The 14,453-nt window shown below is 71.2% G+C and carries 15 protein-coding genes and 1 tRNA gene; 12 read left to right on the top strand and 4 right to left on the bottom strand.

The features are described from left to right. The first annotated feature begins 7 nt into the window (after positions 1-7). The 4 genes from narJ (at position 8) to GZ998_RS10390 (ending at position 4,702) form a co-directional block, all read left to right on the top strand. Positions 8-730 carry a nitrate reductase molybdenum cofactor assembly chaperone gene (gene narJ / locus GZ998_RS10375; RefSeq protein ID WP_257505875.1) on the top strand — a complete coding sequence of 241 codons (723 nt, stop codon included), beginning with the start codon at positions 8-10 and terminating at the stop codon, positions 728-730. Next, the gene (gene narI / locus GZ998_RS10380) at positions 727-1,521 is read left to right on the top strand and encodes a respiratory nitrate reductase subunit gamma (protein WP_219109786.1); all 795 of its coding nucleotides are present in this window, start codon (positions 727-729) and stop codon (positions 1,519-1,521) included. Before narJ ends, narI begins: the two co-directional genes overlap by 4 nt. A 182-nt stretch (positions 1,522-1,703) precedes the next feature. Then, the gene (gene modA / locus GZ998_RS10385) at positions 1,704-2,537 is read left to right on the top strand and encodes a molybdate ABC transporter substrate-binding protein (protein ID WP_219109787.1); all 834 of its coding nucleotides are present in this window, start codon (positions 1,704-1,706) and stop codon (positions 2,535-2,537) included. Continuing rightward, a complete protein-coding gene (locus tag GZ998_RS10390; RefSeq protein WP_219109788.1) occupies positions 2,534-4,702 on the top strand; it encodes an ATP-binding cassette domain-containing protein in 2,169 nt (722 codons plus the stop codon). The genes modA and GZ998_RS10390 overlap by 4 nt, the downstream gene beginning before the upstream one ends. Here GZ998_RS10390 and GZ998_RS10395 read toward each other — a convergent pair. Continuing rightward, a complete protein-coding gene (locus GZ998_RS10395) occupies positions 4,653-5,681 on the bottom strand; it encodes an iron chelate uptake ABC transporter family permease subunit (protein ID WP_162679461.1) in 1,029 nt (342 codons plus the stop codon). The genes GZ998_RS10390 and GZ998_RS10395 overlap by 50 nt on opposite strands. A gap of 122 nt (positions 5,682-5,803) precedes the next feature. After that, positions 5,804-6,787: an iron ABC transporter permease gene (locus GZ998_RS10400; RefSeq protein ID WP_257505880.1), complete on the bottom strand. Its 984-nt coding sequence runs from the start codon at positions 6,785-6,787 to the stop codon at positions 5,804-5,806. Between the two features lie 69 nt (positions 6,788-6,856). Between GZ998_RS10400 and GZ998_RS10405 the strand changes: the two genes are divergently transcribed. From GZ998_RS10405 to GZ998_RS10430, 6 genes are all read left to right on the top strand, one after another. Continuing rightward, positions 6,857-7,915 carry an iron-siderophore ABC transporter substrate-binding protein gene (locus GZ998_RS10405; RefSeq protein ID WP_219109790.1) on the top strand — a complete coding sequence of 353 codons (1,059 nt, stop codon included), beginning with the start codon at positions 6,857-6,859 and terminating at the stop codon, positions 7,913-7,915. Positions 7,916-8,007: 92 nt separating this feature from the next. Continuing rightward, positions 8,008-8,766, top strand: a complete 759-nt coding sequence (locus GZ998_RS10410) for an ABC transporter ATP-binding protein (RefSeq protein WP_374939205.1) — start codon at positions 8,008-8,010, stop codon at positions 8,764-8,766. A gap of 280 nt (positions 8,767-9,046) precedes the next feature. Beyond that, on the top strand, positions 9,047-10,066 hold the full coding sequence (locus GZ998_RS10415) for a zinc-binding dehydrogenase (RefSeq protein WP_162679460.1): 1,020 nt from the start codon (positions 9,047-9,049) through the stop codon (positions 10,064-10,066). Between the two features lie 4 nt (positions 10,067-10,070). Beyond that, positions 10,071-10,724 (top strand): DapH/DapD/GlmU-related protein, encoded by a 654-nt coding sequence (locus GZ998_RS10420; RefSeq protein ID WP_219109792.1) that lies wholly within the window; start codon positions 10,071-10,073, stop codon positions 10,722-10,724. 80 nt (positions 10,725-10,804) lie between these two features. Next, positions 10,805-11,059 carry a nucleotidyltransferase family protein gene (locus GZ998_RS10425; RefSeq protein WP_203234077.1) on the top strand — a complete coding sequence of 85 codons (255 nt, stop codon included), beginning with the start codon at positions 10,805-10,807 and terminating at the stop codon, positions 11,057-11,059. Positions 11,060-11,078: 19 nt separating this feature from the next. Then, a complete protein-coding gene (locus GZ998_RS10430; RefSeq protein ID WP_257505882.1) occupies positions 11,079-11,369 on the top strand; it encodes a DUF86 domain-containing protein in 291 nt (96 codons plus the stop codon). Positions 11,370-11,733: 364 nt separating this feature from the next. On the opposite strand, the gene GZ998_RS10435 is transcribed toward GZ998_RS10430, so the two are convergent. Continuing rightward, a complete protein-coding gene (locus GZ998_RS10435; protein ID WP_219109821.1) occupies positions 11,734-11,904 on the bottom strand; it encodes a hypothetical protein in 171 nt (56 codons plus the stop codon). A gap of 119 nt (positions 11,905-12,023) precedes the next feature. On the opposite strand from GZ998_RS10435, the gene hisN reads away from it, so the two are divergent. Both hisN and GZ998_RS10445 read left to right on the top strand, forming a co-directional pair. After that, entirely contained in the window at positions 12,024-12,857 is an 834-nt protein-coding gene (hisN, locus tag GZ998_RS10440; protein ID WP_162679391.1) for a histidinol-phosphatase, read from the top strand. Positions 12,858-13,077: 220 nt separating this feature from the next. After that, positions 13,078-13,941, top strand: a complete 864-nt coding sequence (locus GZ998_RS10445) for an undecaprenyl-diphosphate phosphatase (protein WP_219109794.1) — start codon at positions 13,078-13,080, stop codon at positions 13,939-13,941. Between the two features lie 437 nt (positions 13,942-14,378). Here GZ998_RS10445 and GZ998_RS10450 read toward each other — a convergent pair. Next, a tRNA-Ala gene (locus GZ998_RS10450) sits at positions 14,379-14,451 on the bottom strand. Between the last annotated feature and the right edge of the window lie 2 nt (positions 14,452-14,453).

A 14,453-nucleotide genomic window follows, 5' to 3' on the forward strand; every position in this document is an offset into this window, starting at 1 on the left:
CATGGCGATGAAGACCGGTGAAGACGTGGCGCCGCCGGTGGCCGCGGTGAGGGTCGACGCCGCCATGCGGGCGATCGTCCATATGAGCGTCTCCCTGCTGCTCGACTACCCGGCTGAGGGCACTTTCACCGAGCGGCTCGACGCCGTCGCCGCGGCCCTGGCCGACGCCCCTGGGCTACCGGAGGCGGTCCGCGCGCCGCTGGAGGCGTTCGTGGCGCAGGCGCGCAGCCGGGGCACCCGCGCCTTGGCCGAGCACTATGTGGAGGTATTCGACCGGCGCCGGCGCTGCTGCCTGTACCTGAGCTATTACGCCGTCGGCGACACCCGCTACCGGGGCGCCGCGCTACTGGCGTTCAAGCAGGCCCTGGCCGCTGCGGGCTACGAGCTCGAACGCGACGAACTGCCCGACTACCTGCCGGTGGTGCTGGAGCTGAGCGCCCGCAGCGGGGATGAGATCGCCGACGTGCTGCTGTCCTCGCACCGGGACGGCCTGGAGGTGCTGCGCCGGGCCCTGGTCGACGCCGCCTCCCCCTACGCCCGCCTGCTCGACGCCGTCGTCGCCACCCTGGAGCCGGTGGATGAGGCCACCGCGCAGCGGGTACGTGCCCTGGTCGCCGCCGGCCCGCCCACCGAGACGGTGGGTGTCACCGACACGCTGCCCTTCCCGACCATGCCGCCGACGACGCCCGTCGGCTTCCCGTCTGCATTCACCACACAGGAGCAGTCATGAGCACCTTCGAGTCCGCGGTCCTGTGGACCGCTCTGCCCTATGTGTCCTTCATCCTGCTGGTGGCGGGGCTGATATGGCGATACCGCACCGACCAGTTCGGGTGGACCAGCCGCTCCTCCCAGTGGCAGGAGTCGGCCATCCTGCGCTGGGCGTCTCCCCTGTTCCACTTCGGGATCCTGCTGGTAGCGCTGGGCCACTTCATGGGCCTGGTGATACCCAAGAGCTGGACCGAGGCGGCCGGTATCCCCGAGCACGTCTACCACCTCATGGCCGTGATCCCCGGCTCGATTGCCGGGCTGATGACCCTGGTGGGGCTGGCGGGACTGCTCTACCGGCGCATCGTGGTCAAGTCGGTGCGCCTGGCGACCACGCGGAACGACATCTTCATGTACGTGCTGCTGGCGGTGCCCGTGTGCCTGGGCGCGTGGGCGACGCTGTCCACGCAGTTGCTGGGCAGCGCCGACGGCCGCTACGACTACCGGGAGACGATCAGCCCCTGGTTCCGGTCGGTCTTCGCCCTGCACCCGGCCCCGGAGCTGATGGCGGACGTGCCCATGGTGTTCAAGCTGCACATTGTGGCGGGCCTGCTGCTGTTCGCCGTCTGGCCCTTCACTCGGCTCGTCCACGTGGTCTCCGCGCCGCTGGGCTACGTGACCCGGCCATACGTGGTCTACCGCTCCCGCCCGGGCGCCACCGCCACCGTGCGGCCGCGCCGCGGCTGGCAGCCGGTGCGCACGCAGGGTACCGGTAACCAGGGCGCCGATGACCTCACCCCCTCCCAGGGCGCCTAGTCGTCTGTGTCTGTCTCCTACGCCGAGGTCGGTAGACGTTACGTCTACCGACCTCGGCGGTTATATCTACCGGTCTCGGCGTGTAACAAGTGCCGCTCTCGGTGAAGGTGGGACGCAGCGGTTGCCGGTAGCCTCGCCGGTGGGGCCCAGGCCTCGCACCACGACTCGAAGGAGACGCCCACATGCACCTGTCACGTCGCAGAGCCTCGGCCACACGCCGCACCGCCCTGGCCACCGCCGTGCTTACCGCAGCCCTGTCGCTCACGGCCTGCGGCGCCATCGGCTCGCCGTCCTCCAGCACGGAGTCCCCCAACGCCACCGCAACCAACGCGGGCGCTAACGACCAGGTCGTGGTCTTCGCCGCAGCCTCGCTCCAGGACGCCTTCGAGGAGATAGCCGATGACTTCCAGCGGGCCAACCTAGGCGTCTCCGTAGTCTTCGACTTCCAGGGCTCGCAAGACCTGGTATCCGCCCTGTCCGAGGGCGCGGCAGCCGACGTGCTCGCCACCGCCAACAACTCCACCATGGACGACGCCGCCGCCCAGTCCCTGGTCGCGGACCAGTCGGAGTTCGCCACCAACGTGCTTACGCTCATTGTCCCGGCTGGCAACCCCGCCGGCGTCACCGGCATTGACGACGGTACCCTGGACGGGGCCGACCTGGTCATCTGCGCACCGGAAGTGCCCTGCGGGGAGGCCACCCGAACGCTCGCCACCCGGCTAGGCGTGACGCTGGACCCGGTTTCCGAGGAGCAGAAGGTCACCGACGTGCGCGGCAAGGTCGCCTCAGGGGAGGCCGACGCCGGCATCGTCTACACCACCGACGCCGCCGATGCGGGCAACGCCGTCGAGGTCATCGCCCTTCCCGACAACGACGTCGTCAACCACTACCCGATAGCGCTCACGCGGGATACCGCGGTCCCAGATACCGCCCAGGCATTCGTCGACCTGGTCCTGTCCGACGCCGGGCAGGCGGTGCTGGCCAAGTACGGCTTCGGCGCCCCCGCGGCCAAGTGACCCGGCTCGGAACCGCATCCGGCACCAGGACCGCATGGGGAAGTGCTACCGCCCGGTCCCGGGCCGCCCGCACCCGCCTGCCGGCGACCGTTGTGCTCCTGGCATTAATCGGTGCCTGCGCCACCCTGCTGCCCCTTGTCGGCCTGGGAACCCGGGTGGACTGGGCCCAGTTGCCCACCCTGCTCGGCTCGCAGTCCGCCCGCCTGGCGCTGGGCCTGTCGCTGCGCACCTGTGTCCTGGCCACACTCGTCTCGGTACTCCTGGGGGTGCCGCTGGCGGTCGTGCTCGCCCACGAGTGGCCCGGCGTGCGTGTGGCCCGGGTGCTGGCGGTGCTGCCCATGTCCATGCCGCCGGTGGTGGCCGGCACGGCCCTGCTGGCCACGCTGGGCAAGCGGGGCCTACTCGGCCCGCTCCTGGGCGGGCTCGGCATACAGGTCTCCTTCACCACGACCGCCGTGGTGATCGCCCAGGTGTTCGTCTCCATGCCCTACCTGGTGGTCACGTTGGAGGCGGCCCTGCGCTCGCGCGACACCCGCCCCGAGACGATCGCCCGCACGCTCGGAGCCGGCCCGACGACGGTGCTCACCCGCATCACCCTGCCGCTGGCCGCCCCGGCCCTAGCGCGCGGCACCGCATTGGCACTGGGGCGCAGCCTGGGCGAGTTCGGCGCCACCATCGCCTTCGCCGGCTCGCGTGAGGGCGTCACCCGGACCGTGCCGCTGGTGATCTACCTGGAGCGGGAGTCCGACGCCCCGACCGCCCTGGCGCTGGCGGTGGTGCTGATCGCCGCATCGTTCCTGGTGGTGGGCGCCACCGGCGTGCGCTGGGATATGCTTGGCCGGCGCCTTCGTCAGCGTCTGCAAGGTCCGCCAGGCACGACGCCGTCCCACCCCCAAGGTGCCGACCCCACCAGCACAGCCGCCCACCTCCCAGACGGCACCCCCGCCGCCCCCCGGGCAGGCAACGCTACTGGCAGCGACTCGCCCCGGGCGTCGGCTCCGAGCGCATCCGCCGCGGCTGCCTCCCCGCGCGGGAGGGCCGTGCACGTGCACTTCACCTCCGCCGCCCGCCAGGTCGCCGTGGACCTGCATATCCCGGCGGGCCGCACCCTGGCCCTGATCGGCCCCAACGGCTCGGGCAAATCGACCGTATGTGAGGTGCTCGCTGGCCTGCTGGACGCCACCGGCGGGGAGGTCCGCCTAGGTGAGCAGGTGGTGGACGGCCCGGACGGGTTCGTGCCCGCCGGGCGGCGCGGGGTAGCCCTGTTGGCCCAGGCACCGGGCCTGTTTCCCCACCTGTCGGTGCTGGACAACGTCGCCTTCGGCCCACGGTGCCAGGGCGCCTCTCGCGCTGCCGCCCGGGAGCTGGCCGCGGCGGAGCTGGCCGCGGTCAGTGCCGCGCACTTGGCGGCGCGGCGCGGGGATGAGCTGTCCGGCGGGCAGGCGGCCCGGGTGGCCCTGGCCCGTGCCCTGGCCACCCGACCGGCGGTGCTGGTGCTGGATGAACCGACCGCCGCGATCGACGTCGCCGCCCGTCAGGAACTGCGCTGTCTGGTGGCCCGCCGCGCTGCCCAGTCCGCGCTGACGGTCCTGCTGGTCACGCATGACGTGGCGGAGGTGGCCGCCCTGGCCGACGACGTAGCCGTCCTGGACCGCGGGCGGGTGGTCGAGTCCGGCCCCGCCGCCCGGGTGCTGGCGGCCCCGGCGACCGCCTTCACCGCCCGGCTGACCGGGACGACGCTGCTGCGCGGCACACTCACCGGCACCCCGGATCAGCCGGTCCTTCGCCTGGGCGACGGTACCGAGGTGGTGGCCGCCCCCTTGGAAGAGGCTGCAGACCGTGCGGGCTTCCACCTCGACCGGTCGGCGGCGGCACTGCTGCCGCCCGAGGCGGTCGCGGTCTACCCCAGCCCCGCAGACGGCCCCGAAATCAGCCGGGCGACGGCGGGCAGCCCCCGCAACACCCTGCGCGCCACGGTGCGCGAGGTGAGCGGCAACGGCGGGTTGATGGCGGTGGTGCTGGAACTGGGCGACGGGCAGCTCCTGCGCGGCCTGCTTACGGCGGCGGCGGTCGCGGAGCTGGGACTGCGCCCGGGCCGCCAGGTGACGGCCGTGATCAAGGCCGCCCAGGTCCGCCTGGTGCCCGCAGCCCCAGCAGCCACATGAGGTAGAGCCCGCCGCATGCGGCCGCCAGCAGCCCTACCGGAATCTGGAAGGGGGCCAGCAGTCGCTGCGCCAGCAGATCGGCGACCACAAGCAGCGCGGCACCCATGGCGGCGGAGACGGACAGTGTCAGCCCCGCCGTCCGGGCCAACCGCTGCGCCAGCTGGGGCGCGGCCAGCGCCAGGAATCCGATAGGCCCGGCCACGGAAACGCATAGGGCCGCGAGCACGACCCCGTAGCCGACCATGGCGGCGCGCACCCGCCCCACGCCGAGCCCCAGGGAGGCGGCGGCGTCGTCGCCCAGCTCCAGGACGGCGGCGGGCCGGCCGACCCAGGCCGCCAATGGGATTAGCACGGCGGCCGCCGCTGCCAGGGGCCGCACCTGTGTCCAGGTGATGGCGTTTAAGGAGCCGTACTGCCAGGCGCGGGCGACCTCGGCCTCCTGGATGGTGGCGCGCGAGAGCAGGTAGTCGTTGAGCGCGGAGAGCGTCTGGGACAGGGCGACGCCGGCGAGCACCAGGTTCTCGCCGGCGCCCCCACGGCGCATGGCCACCGCAACGACGACGGTGGCGGTGGCGAAGCCGCCGGCGGTGGTGCCCAGGGCGATGGTCGCAGTGGAGGAGGCGGCGGAGACCAGGATGACGAGCAGGCCGCCGGTGGTGGCGCCGGTGGTGAAGCCGACGATGTCGGGGCTGCCCAGCGGATTGCGCGACAGGCTTTGGAAGACGGCGCCGGAGATGGCCAGCATGGCACCGATCAGGACGGCCGCGATGACGCGGGGCAGCCGCTGGCCCAGCACGATGAACCGGTCCAGGTCGCTGCCGCCGCCGGCCAGGACGCGCAGCGCGTCGGCGGCGGACAGGGTGTAGGCGCCGGTGAGCAGCGTGTAGACGCCGGCCGCTGCGGCCACCGCCACCAGCACCGCCGCCACAGCCAGGGCGCGGCGGCGCACCAGCAGGCTGCCCGCACCCGGGCGCAGCAGGAGGCGGTCGGCCGGCGGCCCGGCTGCGTACGGGGATTTGGAGCGCTTGGCGGCGACGCCGTCGGGCGGCGCGGCCGCCCCATCCGGGGAAGCGGGGCTACCCGCCCGGCGCGGGGCCGCGCTCACCGGGTCACCTCACCGCGTCGCAGCACCATGGCCAACAGCACGGGTCCGCCGATGAAGGCGGTGACCACGCCGGCCTCCAGCTCGTCGGGGCGGATCAGGACGCGCCCCACGATGTCCGCGGTCAGCAACAGGATCGGCCCGGCCACTGCTGAGGCCGCCAGCAGCCGCCGCTGATCGGCGCCCAGGACCAGCCGCAGCACATGGGGCACCACCAGCCCGACGAAGGAGATGGGTCCGACCGCCGCAGTCGCCGCCCCACCCAGCAGGGTGATCGCGGCCAGGGCGAGTGCCCGGGCGCGTCCCAGCCGGGCACCGAGCGCGATGGCCTGCTCCTCGCCCAGCGCCAGGATGTTGAGAGTGTGCCCGGAGGCCAGGGCAAGGGTGAGCCCCGCCGCGAGGAACGGGGCCACCCAGGCCAGCAGGGCGGCGTCGCGGCCCTCGAGGGCGCCCACCACCCAGAAGCGGTAGGAGTCGAAGGCGCTGGTGTCATACATGGTGATGGTGCCGGTGATGGCGTTCAGGCTGGCGCCCAGGGCGATTCCGGCCAGCACCAGGCGGGTCGGGCCGGCCTCACGGCTGCGGCGCGCCATGAGCTGAACCAGGCCGGCGGCGAGCGCCGCGCCGGCGAAGGCGAACCAGAGGTAGCCGGAGACGGTGGTGATGCCGCCCAGCCAGACGGACAGCACCACTGCTAGGGAGGCGCCGGCGTTCACCCCGAGGATGCCGGGCTCGGCCAGCGGGTTGCGGGTCAGGGCCTGCATCACCACTCCGGCGACGGCCAGGGCGGCGCCGGTGACGACGGCGAGGACGGTGCGGGGCAGGCGCAGCCGCCACACGATCAGGGAGGCCACCGTGTCATCGTGGGCGCGCAGCCCTTCCCACGCCTCGGCCACCCCCAGCGACCGGGAGCCAACGGCGAGGCTGAGCAGGCACAGGGCAACGAGCGTTCCGGCACCGACCAGCACCAGGCCGAGTTCCAGGACGGCCCGAGGCGCCGCGGAGCGGACACGGCTTGAAAAAAGAAGCACACCTTAGGATAGCCTCAGCATATGAATTCTCTGCTTTCGCGCCGCACCGCCCTGGGCATGCTCGGCGCCGCCGTCGCCATCCCCGTCATCGCCGCCTGCTCCGGCGCCACTACCTCCACCGCCACCGGATCTGCCTCCGCCGCGGCCGGGGCCACGGATACGGCCGCCTCCTCCGCGGCCGACGCCGCCGTCCCCACCACCATTCCCGAGGGCATGGGCTCCAGTCAGGGCGACGACGTCTTTCCCCGCACCGTCACCCACTTCCTGGGCGAGACCACCATTGACGCCGCCCCCGAGCGCGTGGCGATCATCTCCACCGGCCAGCTGGACGCAGCCCTGACGCTGGGGATCGTGCCGGTGGGCGCCACCTCCGGCGACGGGGCCGGCACCGTCCCCGACTACCTGCCCGCCGCCTTCCCCGACCACGTCGACGCCCTGGAGGCAGTCACCGACGTCGGCTCGCGCACCGAGCCGAGCGTGGAGGCGATCGCAGACCTGTCCCCCGACCTGATCCTGATGAACATCGCCGGCAAGGACGCCGAGTCCCTGTACGGCTCCCTGACCGAGATCGCCCCGACCGTTGCCACGCAGGGCACCGGACAGTACTGGAAGCAGGACTTCCTGCTGCTGGCCGACGCCCTGGGCAAGCCGGAGACGGCACAGGCCTGGCTGGACGCCTTCCATGCCGACGCCGCCTCCGCCGGCCAGGACATCACCGACGACGTGACCGTGTCTCTGCTGCGCAAGAACGGCGACCGCACCCGCATCTTCGGCGCCGTCTCCTTCGCCGGCTCGGTGCTGGCCGACATGGGCGTGGCCCGCCCGGATACCCAGACCTTCACCGACGACACCTCCGTCGACATCTCCGAGGAGCAGCTCGACCAGGCCGACGCCGACTGGATCCTGTTCGGCGTGCAGGGCGGGGACCCCGCCGAGCTGACGGGCATGTCGCTGTGGCCGACGCTTTCGGCGGTGCAGGCCGACCAGGTCGTGCAGGTGGAGGACGATCCCTTCTTCCTCAACGCCGGCCCGACGGCGGCACGCTTTGTCCTGGACGCCGTCAGCACCACGGTGAAGTGACTCCGACCGCGAGCGGCGGAGCTCCCGCCGCGACCACCGGGTTCGCCGCCGCTGAGCCCGCCCCGCGCCGGGGCGAGCTCCGGGCCCGGGGCCTGTGCCTGTCCTACCACCCCGAGCACCCGGTCATCTCCGGACTGAGTGTGTGCGCACAGCCGGGCGAGGTGACGATGATCGTGGGCCCCAACGCCTGCGGGAAGTCCACGCTGCTGCGCGCACTCAGCCGGGTGCTGGCCCCCGACTCCGGGCAGGTGCTGCTCGACGGGAAGGACGCCGCCGGCATCCGCCCCAAGTCCTTCGCCCGGAGAGTGGGCATGCTGGCGCAGTCCTCGATCGCGCCGACGGGGATCACCGTGCATGAGCTGGTCGCCCGCGGCCGCTACCCCTACCAGTCCCTGCTGCACCAGTGGTCGGGGCAGGACGACGAGGCGGTGACGGCGGCGATGGAGCGCACGCAGGTGACCGCTCTGGCCCGCAGGCGGGTCGCATCCCTGTCGGGCGGGCAGCGGCAGCGGGTGTGGATCGCCATGGCGCTGGCCCAGCGCACCGACGTGCTGCTGCTGGACGAGCCCACCACCTACCTGGACCTGGCCCACCAGGTGGACGTGCTGGAGCTGTGCCGGGAGCTGAACACCGAGCTGGGCACCACGATCGTGGCGGTGCTGCACGATCTGAATCAGGCATGCCGGTACGCCGATCGAATCATCGCCATGCGTGCGGGCCGCATCCTGGCCAACGGCGCGCCGCGGGAGGTGATTACCCCGCAGCTGGTTGAGGAGGTGTTCGGCCTGGCGGTGCACGTGAGCCCGGATCCGGTCACCGGCACCCCCCTGGTGCTGCCGCTGCCGCGCTGAGGCCGCCACTGCGGCAGCCATGTCCGCGATTCCCGGTCGGGCGGCAAGCAGGATGTGGAAATAGCTTGCGGCGTGGACGCTCGGAGCTGAGCCGACGTCGGCCGCTGCGCATGAAAATTCCGCGGCGTGTTGCCCGGCCCTGCCAATACCTGGTCGACGCCTGGCGTCTTGGAGCCCTCGGTTTTAGTCTGGGCTGCAACGGACAACCGGCGTGGGCTGTTCGCCCCGCATCATCCCGAATCGAGGAGTTTTCGTGACTGCCACTGCCCTGCCCGAGACCATGCGCGCCGTGATCATGCGCGGCCCCGGCGACGTCGTCGTCGAGGACGTGGAGGTGCCCCGCGTGGTCAAGCCGACCGACGTCGTCATCAAGCTGGCCGCCGCCTGCATCTGCGGCTCCGACCTGTGGCCCTACCGCGGCCTGGAGCCCGTGGAGAACCGCCCCATGGGACACGAGTACGTGGGCACCATCGTGGAGGCCGGCGAGGAGGTGAAGACCCTTAAGGTCGGCGACTTCGTGATCGGCTCCTTCATGCTGTCGGACGGCACCTGCGAGATCTGCCAGGCCGGCTACCCGTCCCGCTGCGCCAACGCGGGCCACTACACCGGGTCCCAGGCGCAGTACATGCGTGTGGAACTGGCCGACGGCTCGCTGGTGGCCGTGCCCGGCGGCGAGCCCGAGGACCCCGACCGCCTGGCCGACTACCTGGCCGCCTCCGACGTGCTGGGCACCGGCTGGTTCGGTGCGGTGGCCGCCGAGGCCGGGCCCGGCAAGACCATCGCCGTCGTCGGTGACGGCGCCGTGGGCCTTTCCGCGGTGCTGGCCGCCAAGACGCTCGGTGCCGAGAAGGTCATCGTCTTCTCCCGGCACGAGGACCGCGCCGCCCTGGCCCGCGAGTTCGGCGCCGACGTCGTCATCGCGGAGCGCGGCGAGGAGGGCGCCGCCAAAGTCAAGGAGCTGACCGACGGCTACGGCGCCCACGGCGTGGTGGAGGCCGTCGGTAACCAGGTCTCCATGGACCAGGCCATCGCCTCCTGCCGGCCCGGCGGCTACGTCGGCTTCGTCGGTGTGAGCCACGATCAGCAGATCGAGGGCCTGGGCCTGTTCTTCTCCCAGGTGCACCTGCACGGCGGGCCCGCCCCGGTGCGCCGCTTCCTGCCCGACCTGATCAGGCGCATCCAGGCCGACGAGATCCACCCCGGCAAGGTCTTCACCACCCGCATCCCGCTGGACGACGCCGCCGAGGGCTACAAGGCCATGGACGAGCGCCGCGAGATCAAGGTCCTGCTCGAGGTCTGAGCGTATGGCATCCACGGGTCAACCGCAGGGGGCGGCGGCGTCGCCGGAACACGCGTCGGGCGACGCCGCCGCCCTCGGCCCGCAGGACCTTGTGGCCCACACGGCCGCAGGACTGCCGATCCCCAGTGGCTCGCCGCTCGCCGCGGTCGCCGGACGGGCGACGCAGGAGGCTCTGCGGGTGACGGCCGAACTCAACGGGCCCTACCACTCCCCTGCCGAGGTTCAGGAGCTCTTCGCGCGCCTGACCGGTACGCCGGTGAACCGGACGCTGGGCCTGGTGCCGCCCTTCCACACGGATTTCGGCCGCAACATTCATATCGGCCGCAACGTCTTCATCAACGCCGGCTGCTGCTTCCAGGATCAGGGCGGCATCAGCATCGGCGACCGAGTGCTGATCGGCCACCGCGTGGTGCTGGCGACCCTCAACCACGCCGAGCCGGTCGCCGAGCGCGGCACGCTGCTGCCGGCCCCCATCTCCATCGGCGACGACGTGTGGATCGGGGCGGGCGCCGTCGTCTGCCCCGGCGTGAGCATCGGGGCCGGTGCGATCGTGGCCGCAGGAGCGGTGGTCACCCGGGACGTGCCCGCGGGCGTTGTAGTGGGCGGCGTGCCCGCCCGGGTGCTGCGCGAGGTGAAAACGGTGTCGGATGCGCAATGACATTTTGATGGAGTACTTCGTAGACTGGATGCATTACAATCGTTGAGTTTTCCGACGGTGATCTGAAGCGTCTTGGCGAGTTGTGTCAGCGCTTCGGCATCGCGACCCTGGATGTTTTCGGGTCGGTTGCGCGCGGCCAGGCCAGCTCTTCCAGCGACATCGACCTGCTTTACCAGCTTCAGCCCGGCCGGAGCCTCGGTTGGGAGGAAGACCTGACCGATGAACTCGCCGCCCTCTTCGGCCAGCCGGTGGATCTGGTCTCCCGCCGCTCCCTGCACCCGTTAATCCGAGAACAGGTCCTTGCCGACGCGGAGACACTCTATGCCGCGGCCTGACAATCTCTTCCTTCATGAGATGCGGGACGCCGTGTCACGGATACACCAAGTCATCGGAAACTTGAGCACCGAGGGGATCGCCGCGGATCCGCTGCGGACCGACGCGCTGATGTGGAACTACACCGTACTCGGCGAAGCGGCAAACAAAGTCTCCCGGGAGTTTCGCAACGCCCACCCAGAGATTGTCTGGCATCGCCCCATCGGCCTGCGCAACCGGATCATCCACGGATACTGGTCGATCGACATTGACGTGCTCGTCACGACCGCGGAGCGCGAGCTCCAGGGGCGGGCCGGGGCCGGTACTCTCTAGCGTGCTGGCCACCCTGGCCGGAGCGCCGGCGCAGTAGATCTTGGTGAGCACGCGGGCCTCAACCGCCCCAGGGCCGGGTCAGAGCCGAACGGGGCCACGCTCACACCTAACGCTGCCCGCAGCTCGGCCTCAACACATCGGACCCATCAGCGAGACAACGTGCGACGAGCCTGACCGGACTACACGATGACGGCCTACGCCTCCGCGCACGCTTAACCATCGGGCAAACTTCAGCGTTCCGCATGATTCTGCGGTTTGATTCGCCGACTCCGGGACAGCGGGAAAGCTCCTGCGTGCGCCGAGGTGCTCGGCGCACGCAGGAGCTGCTTCGACGATTTCCGCCGCTTTTATCGGTCCCGCGTAATTACAACGAAAACCTCAGGTTCGGGGGTCTGGCCCGACAGCGTAAGCGTGCGGCGGTCATCTGGGTGGCGGCCGTGTCGGAGATGATGAAGCTGAAGACGATCAGGGCCGCGCTCATGGCCACCGCCACCAGGGCGGCCAGGGTACGGCGCAGGTCGAACATGGCGGGCATCCGCGAGACGAGCACCGGAGCCCCGCGTACATGCCCCGCCCCGGACATGCGCGCCCGAATCAGGTGCGGCTCGGCCCGGCCGCCGCGGGATCCGGGCCGCCGCCGTCTACCCTCGTGCCATGAGCAGCAACGCCGGTTCCTCCCCCACGCCGCCCGCCGCGGAGCGCCGTTGGCGCGACGACCTGCACCTGGCGCACACCATCGCCGACCAGGTGGACCCGCTCACTCAGGCACGCTTCGACGCCCAGGACTTCGAGGTGGAGACCAAGCCCGACCTGACCCCCGTCACGGAGGCCGACCGTGAGACCGAGCGGCTGATCCGCGACTACCTGGCCCGCGCCCGCACTCGCGACTCCGTTCTCGGAGAGGAGTTCGGCACCACCGGCCACTCCCCCCGCCAGTGGGTGATCGACCCGATCGACGGGACCAAGAACTTCGTGCGGGGCGTGCCCGTGTGGGCCACGCTCATCAGCCTGGTCGAGGACGGCGAGGTCGTCGTCGGCCTGGTCTCCGCGCCCGCACTGGGGCGGCGCTGGTGGGCGGTGCGGGGCGGCGGCGCCTGGACCGGCCGCTCTCTGGCCTCGGCCCGCCAGTTGCACGTGTCCAGCGTGGCGAGTCTGGAGGACGCCTCCCTGTCCTACTCCTCGCTGTCCGGCTGGGCCGAACACCGACGGCTGCGCGGCATGCTGTCGCTGATGCAGGCCTGCTGGCGCACCCGCGCCTACGGGGACTTCTGGTCCTACATGCTCCTGGCCGAGGGCGCGGTGGACCTGGCGGCTGAGCCGGAGTTGGAACTGTACGACATGGGTGCGCTGGTGCCGATCGTCACCGAGGCGGGCGGCCGTTTCACCTCCCTGGCCGGTGAGCCGGGCCCCTGGGGCGGCAGCGCCGTCGCCACCAACACCCTGCTGCACGAGGCGGTGCTGGAGCACCTGTCGGCCGAGACCGACTGACCCGGGCGACGACGCCGGGCGGGCTGCAGTCTGGTGCGTGCCGGAGCACCGTCAGCGAGTGCCGTCATCGAGCACCGTCATCGGTCCCGGGAAGCTGGACGCGGTTGCCTCCGGCGGACAGACGCCGCTGAGGCCGGTTCCACATCCCCGGGCGCGCACGAGGCGGCCTCCGCCCGGTAGCCTCTCAGGGAACTTACTGCACCCGATCCCTGGGAGCCTCATGAACTGGCTGCACGCCGTCATCCTCGGCATTGTCGAGGGCATCACCGAGTTCCTGCCCGTGTCCTCCACCGGGCACCTCAATATCGTCGAGAAGCTCCTCGGCCACAACATCAACGACGTTGGCATGACCGCATTCACCGCGGTCATCCAGGTCGGCGCGATCCTGGCGGCCGTCATCTACTTCTGGGGCGACATCGTGCGCATCGTGACCGCCTGGTTCAAGGGCCTCGCCAACACCGAGGCGCGCAACGATCCCGACTACACGCTCGGTTGGGGCATCATCCTCGGCTCGATCCCCGTGGCCGTGGTGGGGCTACTGCTGAAGGACTTCATTGAGGTGACCTCCCGGTCCCTGTGGGTGATCGCCGGAGCGCTGATCCTGTGGTCCGGCGTCATGTGGCTGGCGGACCGGCGCAGCGACGGCCCGGCCGGTGCCGCCCACAGCTCCGCAGGTAAGGGCATGCGTGAGGTAACTATCAAGGACGCCCTGATCATCGGCACCTTCCAGGCGCTCTCACCGGTGCTGCCCGGGATCTCCCGCTCGGGGGCGACGATCTCCGCGGGTCTGTTCCTGCGCTTTGACCGAGTAACGGCCACGCGGCTGTCCTTCTTCATGGGCATTCCGGCGCTGCTGGCTGCCGGCGCCCTGGAAGCGGTCACCGCCGCCGGGGAAATCTCGGCGACCGTCGGCTGGGGGGCCACGGTGATCGCCACGGTTGTGTCCGGGCTGGTGGCCTACGCGACCATCGCCTGGCTGTTGCGCTTCGTCTCCTCCAACAAATTCACCGGCTTCCTCATCTACCGCGTGCTCCTCGGCCTGTTGATCATCGTGCTGGTGAGCACGGGCACTATCGCGGCTTGACGGGGCCGGGTAATACGCAGGGGCGCTCCGCATAATCGGGGTGGAGTACGGCGGCGGAGCCCGACGCCGCCGCGTTCCCGTCCCCCGCGCGACCTGGCAGCCACCAACCAACCACCAACAGGGTCGGCGACACCCCCAAAGCACTACACGACCGGTGTTCTAGCACCCCCCGCCAGCGGTGCCTGATCCACGCACACCGCGCCACCATGCGGAACCTGACACTGCTACACCCCAAGACCACCCCGGCAAGGCCCTACTACGCCACTCCCGCAGGCCGAAGGGCATCTCCGCTGCTGACCAGGCCACCGGCTGGCCAACACCCCTGAACGACCACGCCACCCAGTACCGGTCCTGGCCGAACCCTCGCACCACCACCGTCCGTGGCCAGGTACAAGAAAAGCCCCACCACCGGCGGGGCCCTGACTCGTGAGTCTGCGTGGAGCTAGGGGGATTCGAACCCCCGACCTCTTCCATGCCATGGAAGCGCGCTACCAACTGCGCCATAGCCCCTC

The sequence above is a fragment of the Actinomyces sp. 594 genome, assembly GCF_019325145.1.
Taxonomy (GTDB): Bacteria; Actinomycetota; Actinomycetes; order Actinomycetales; family Actinomycetaceae; genus Actinomyces.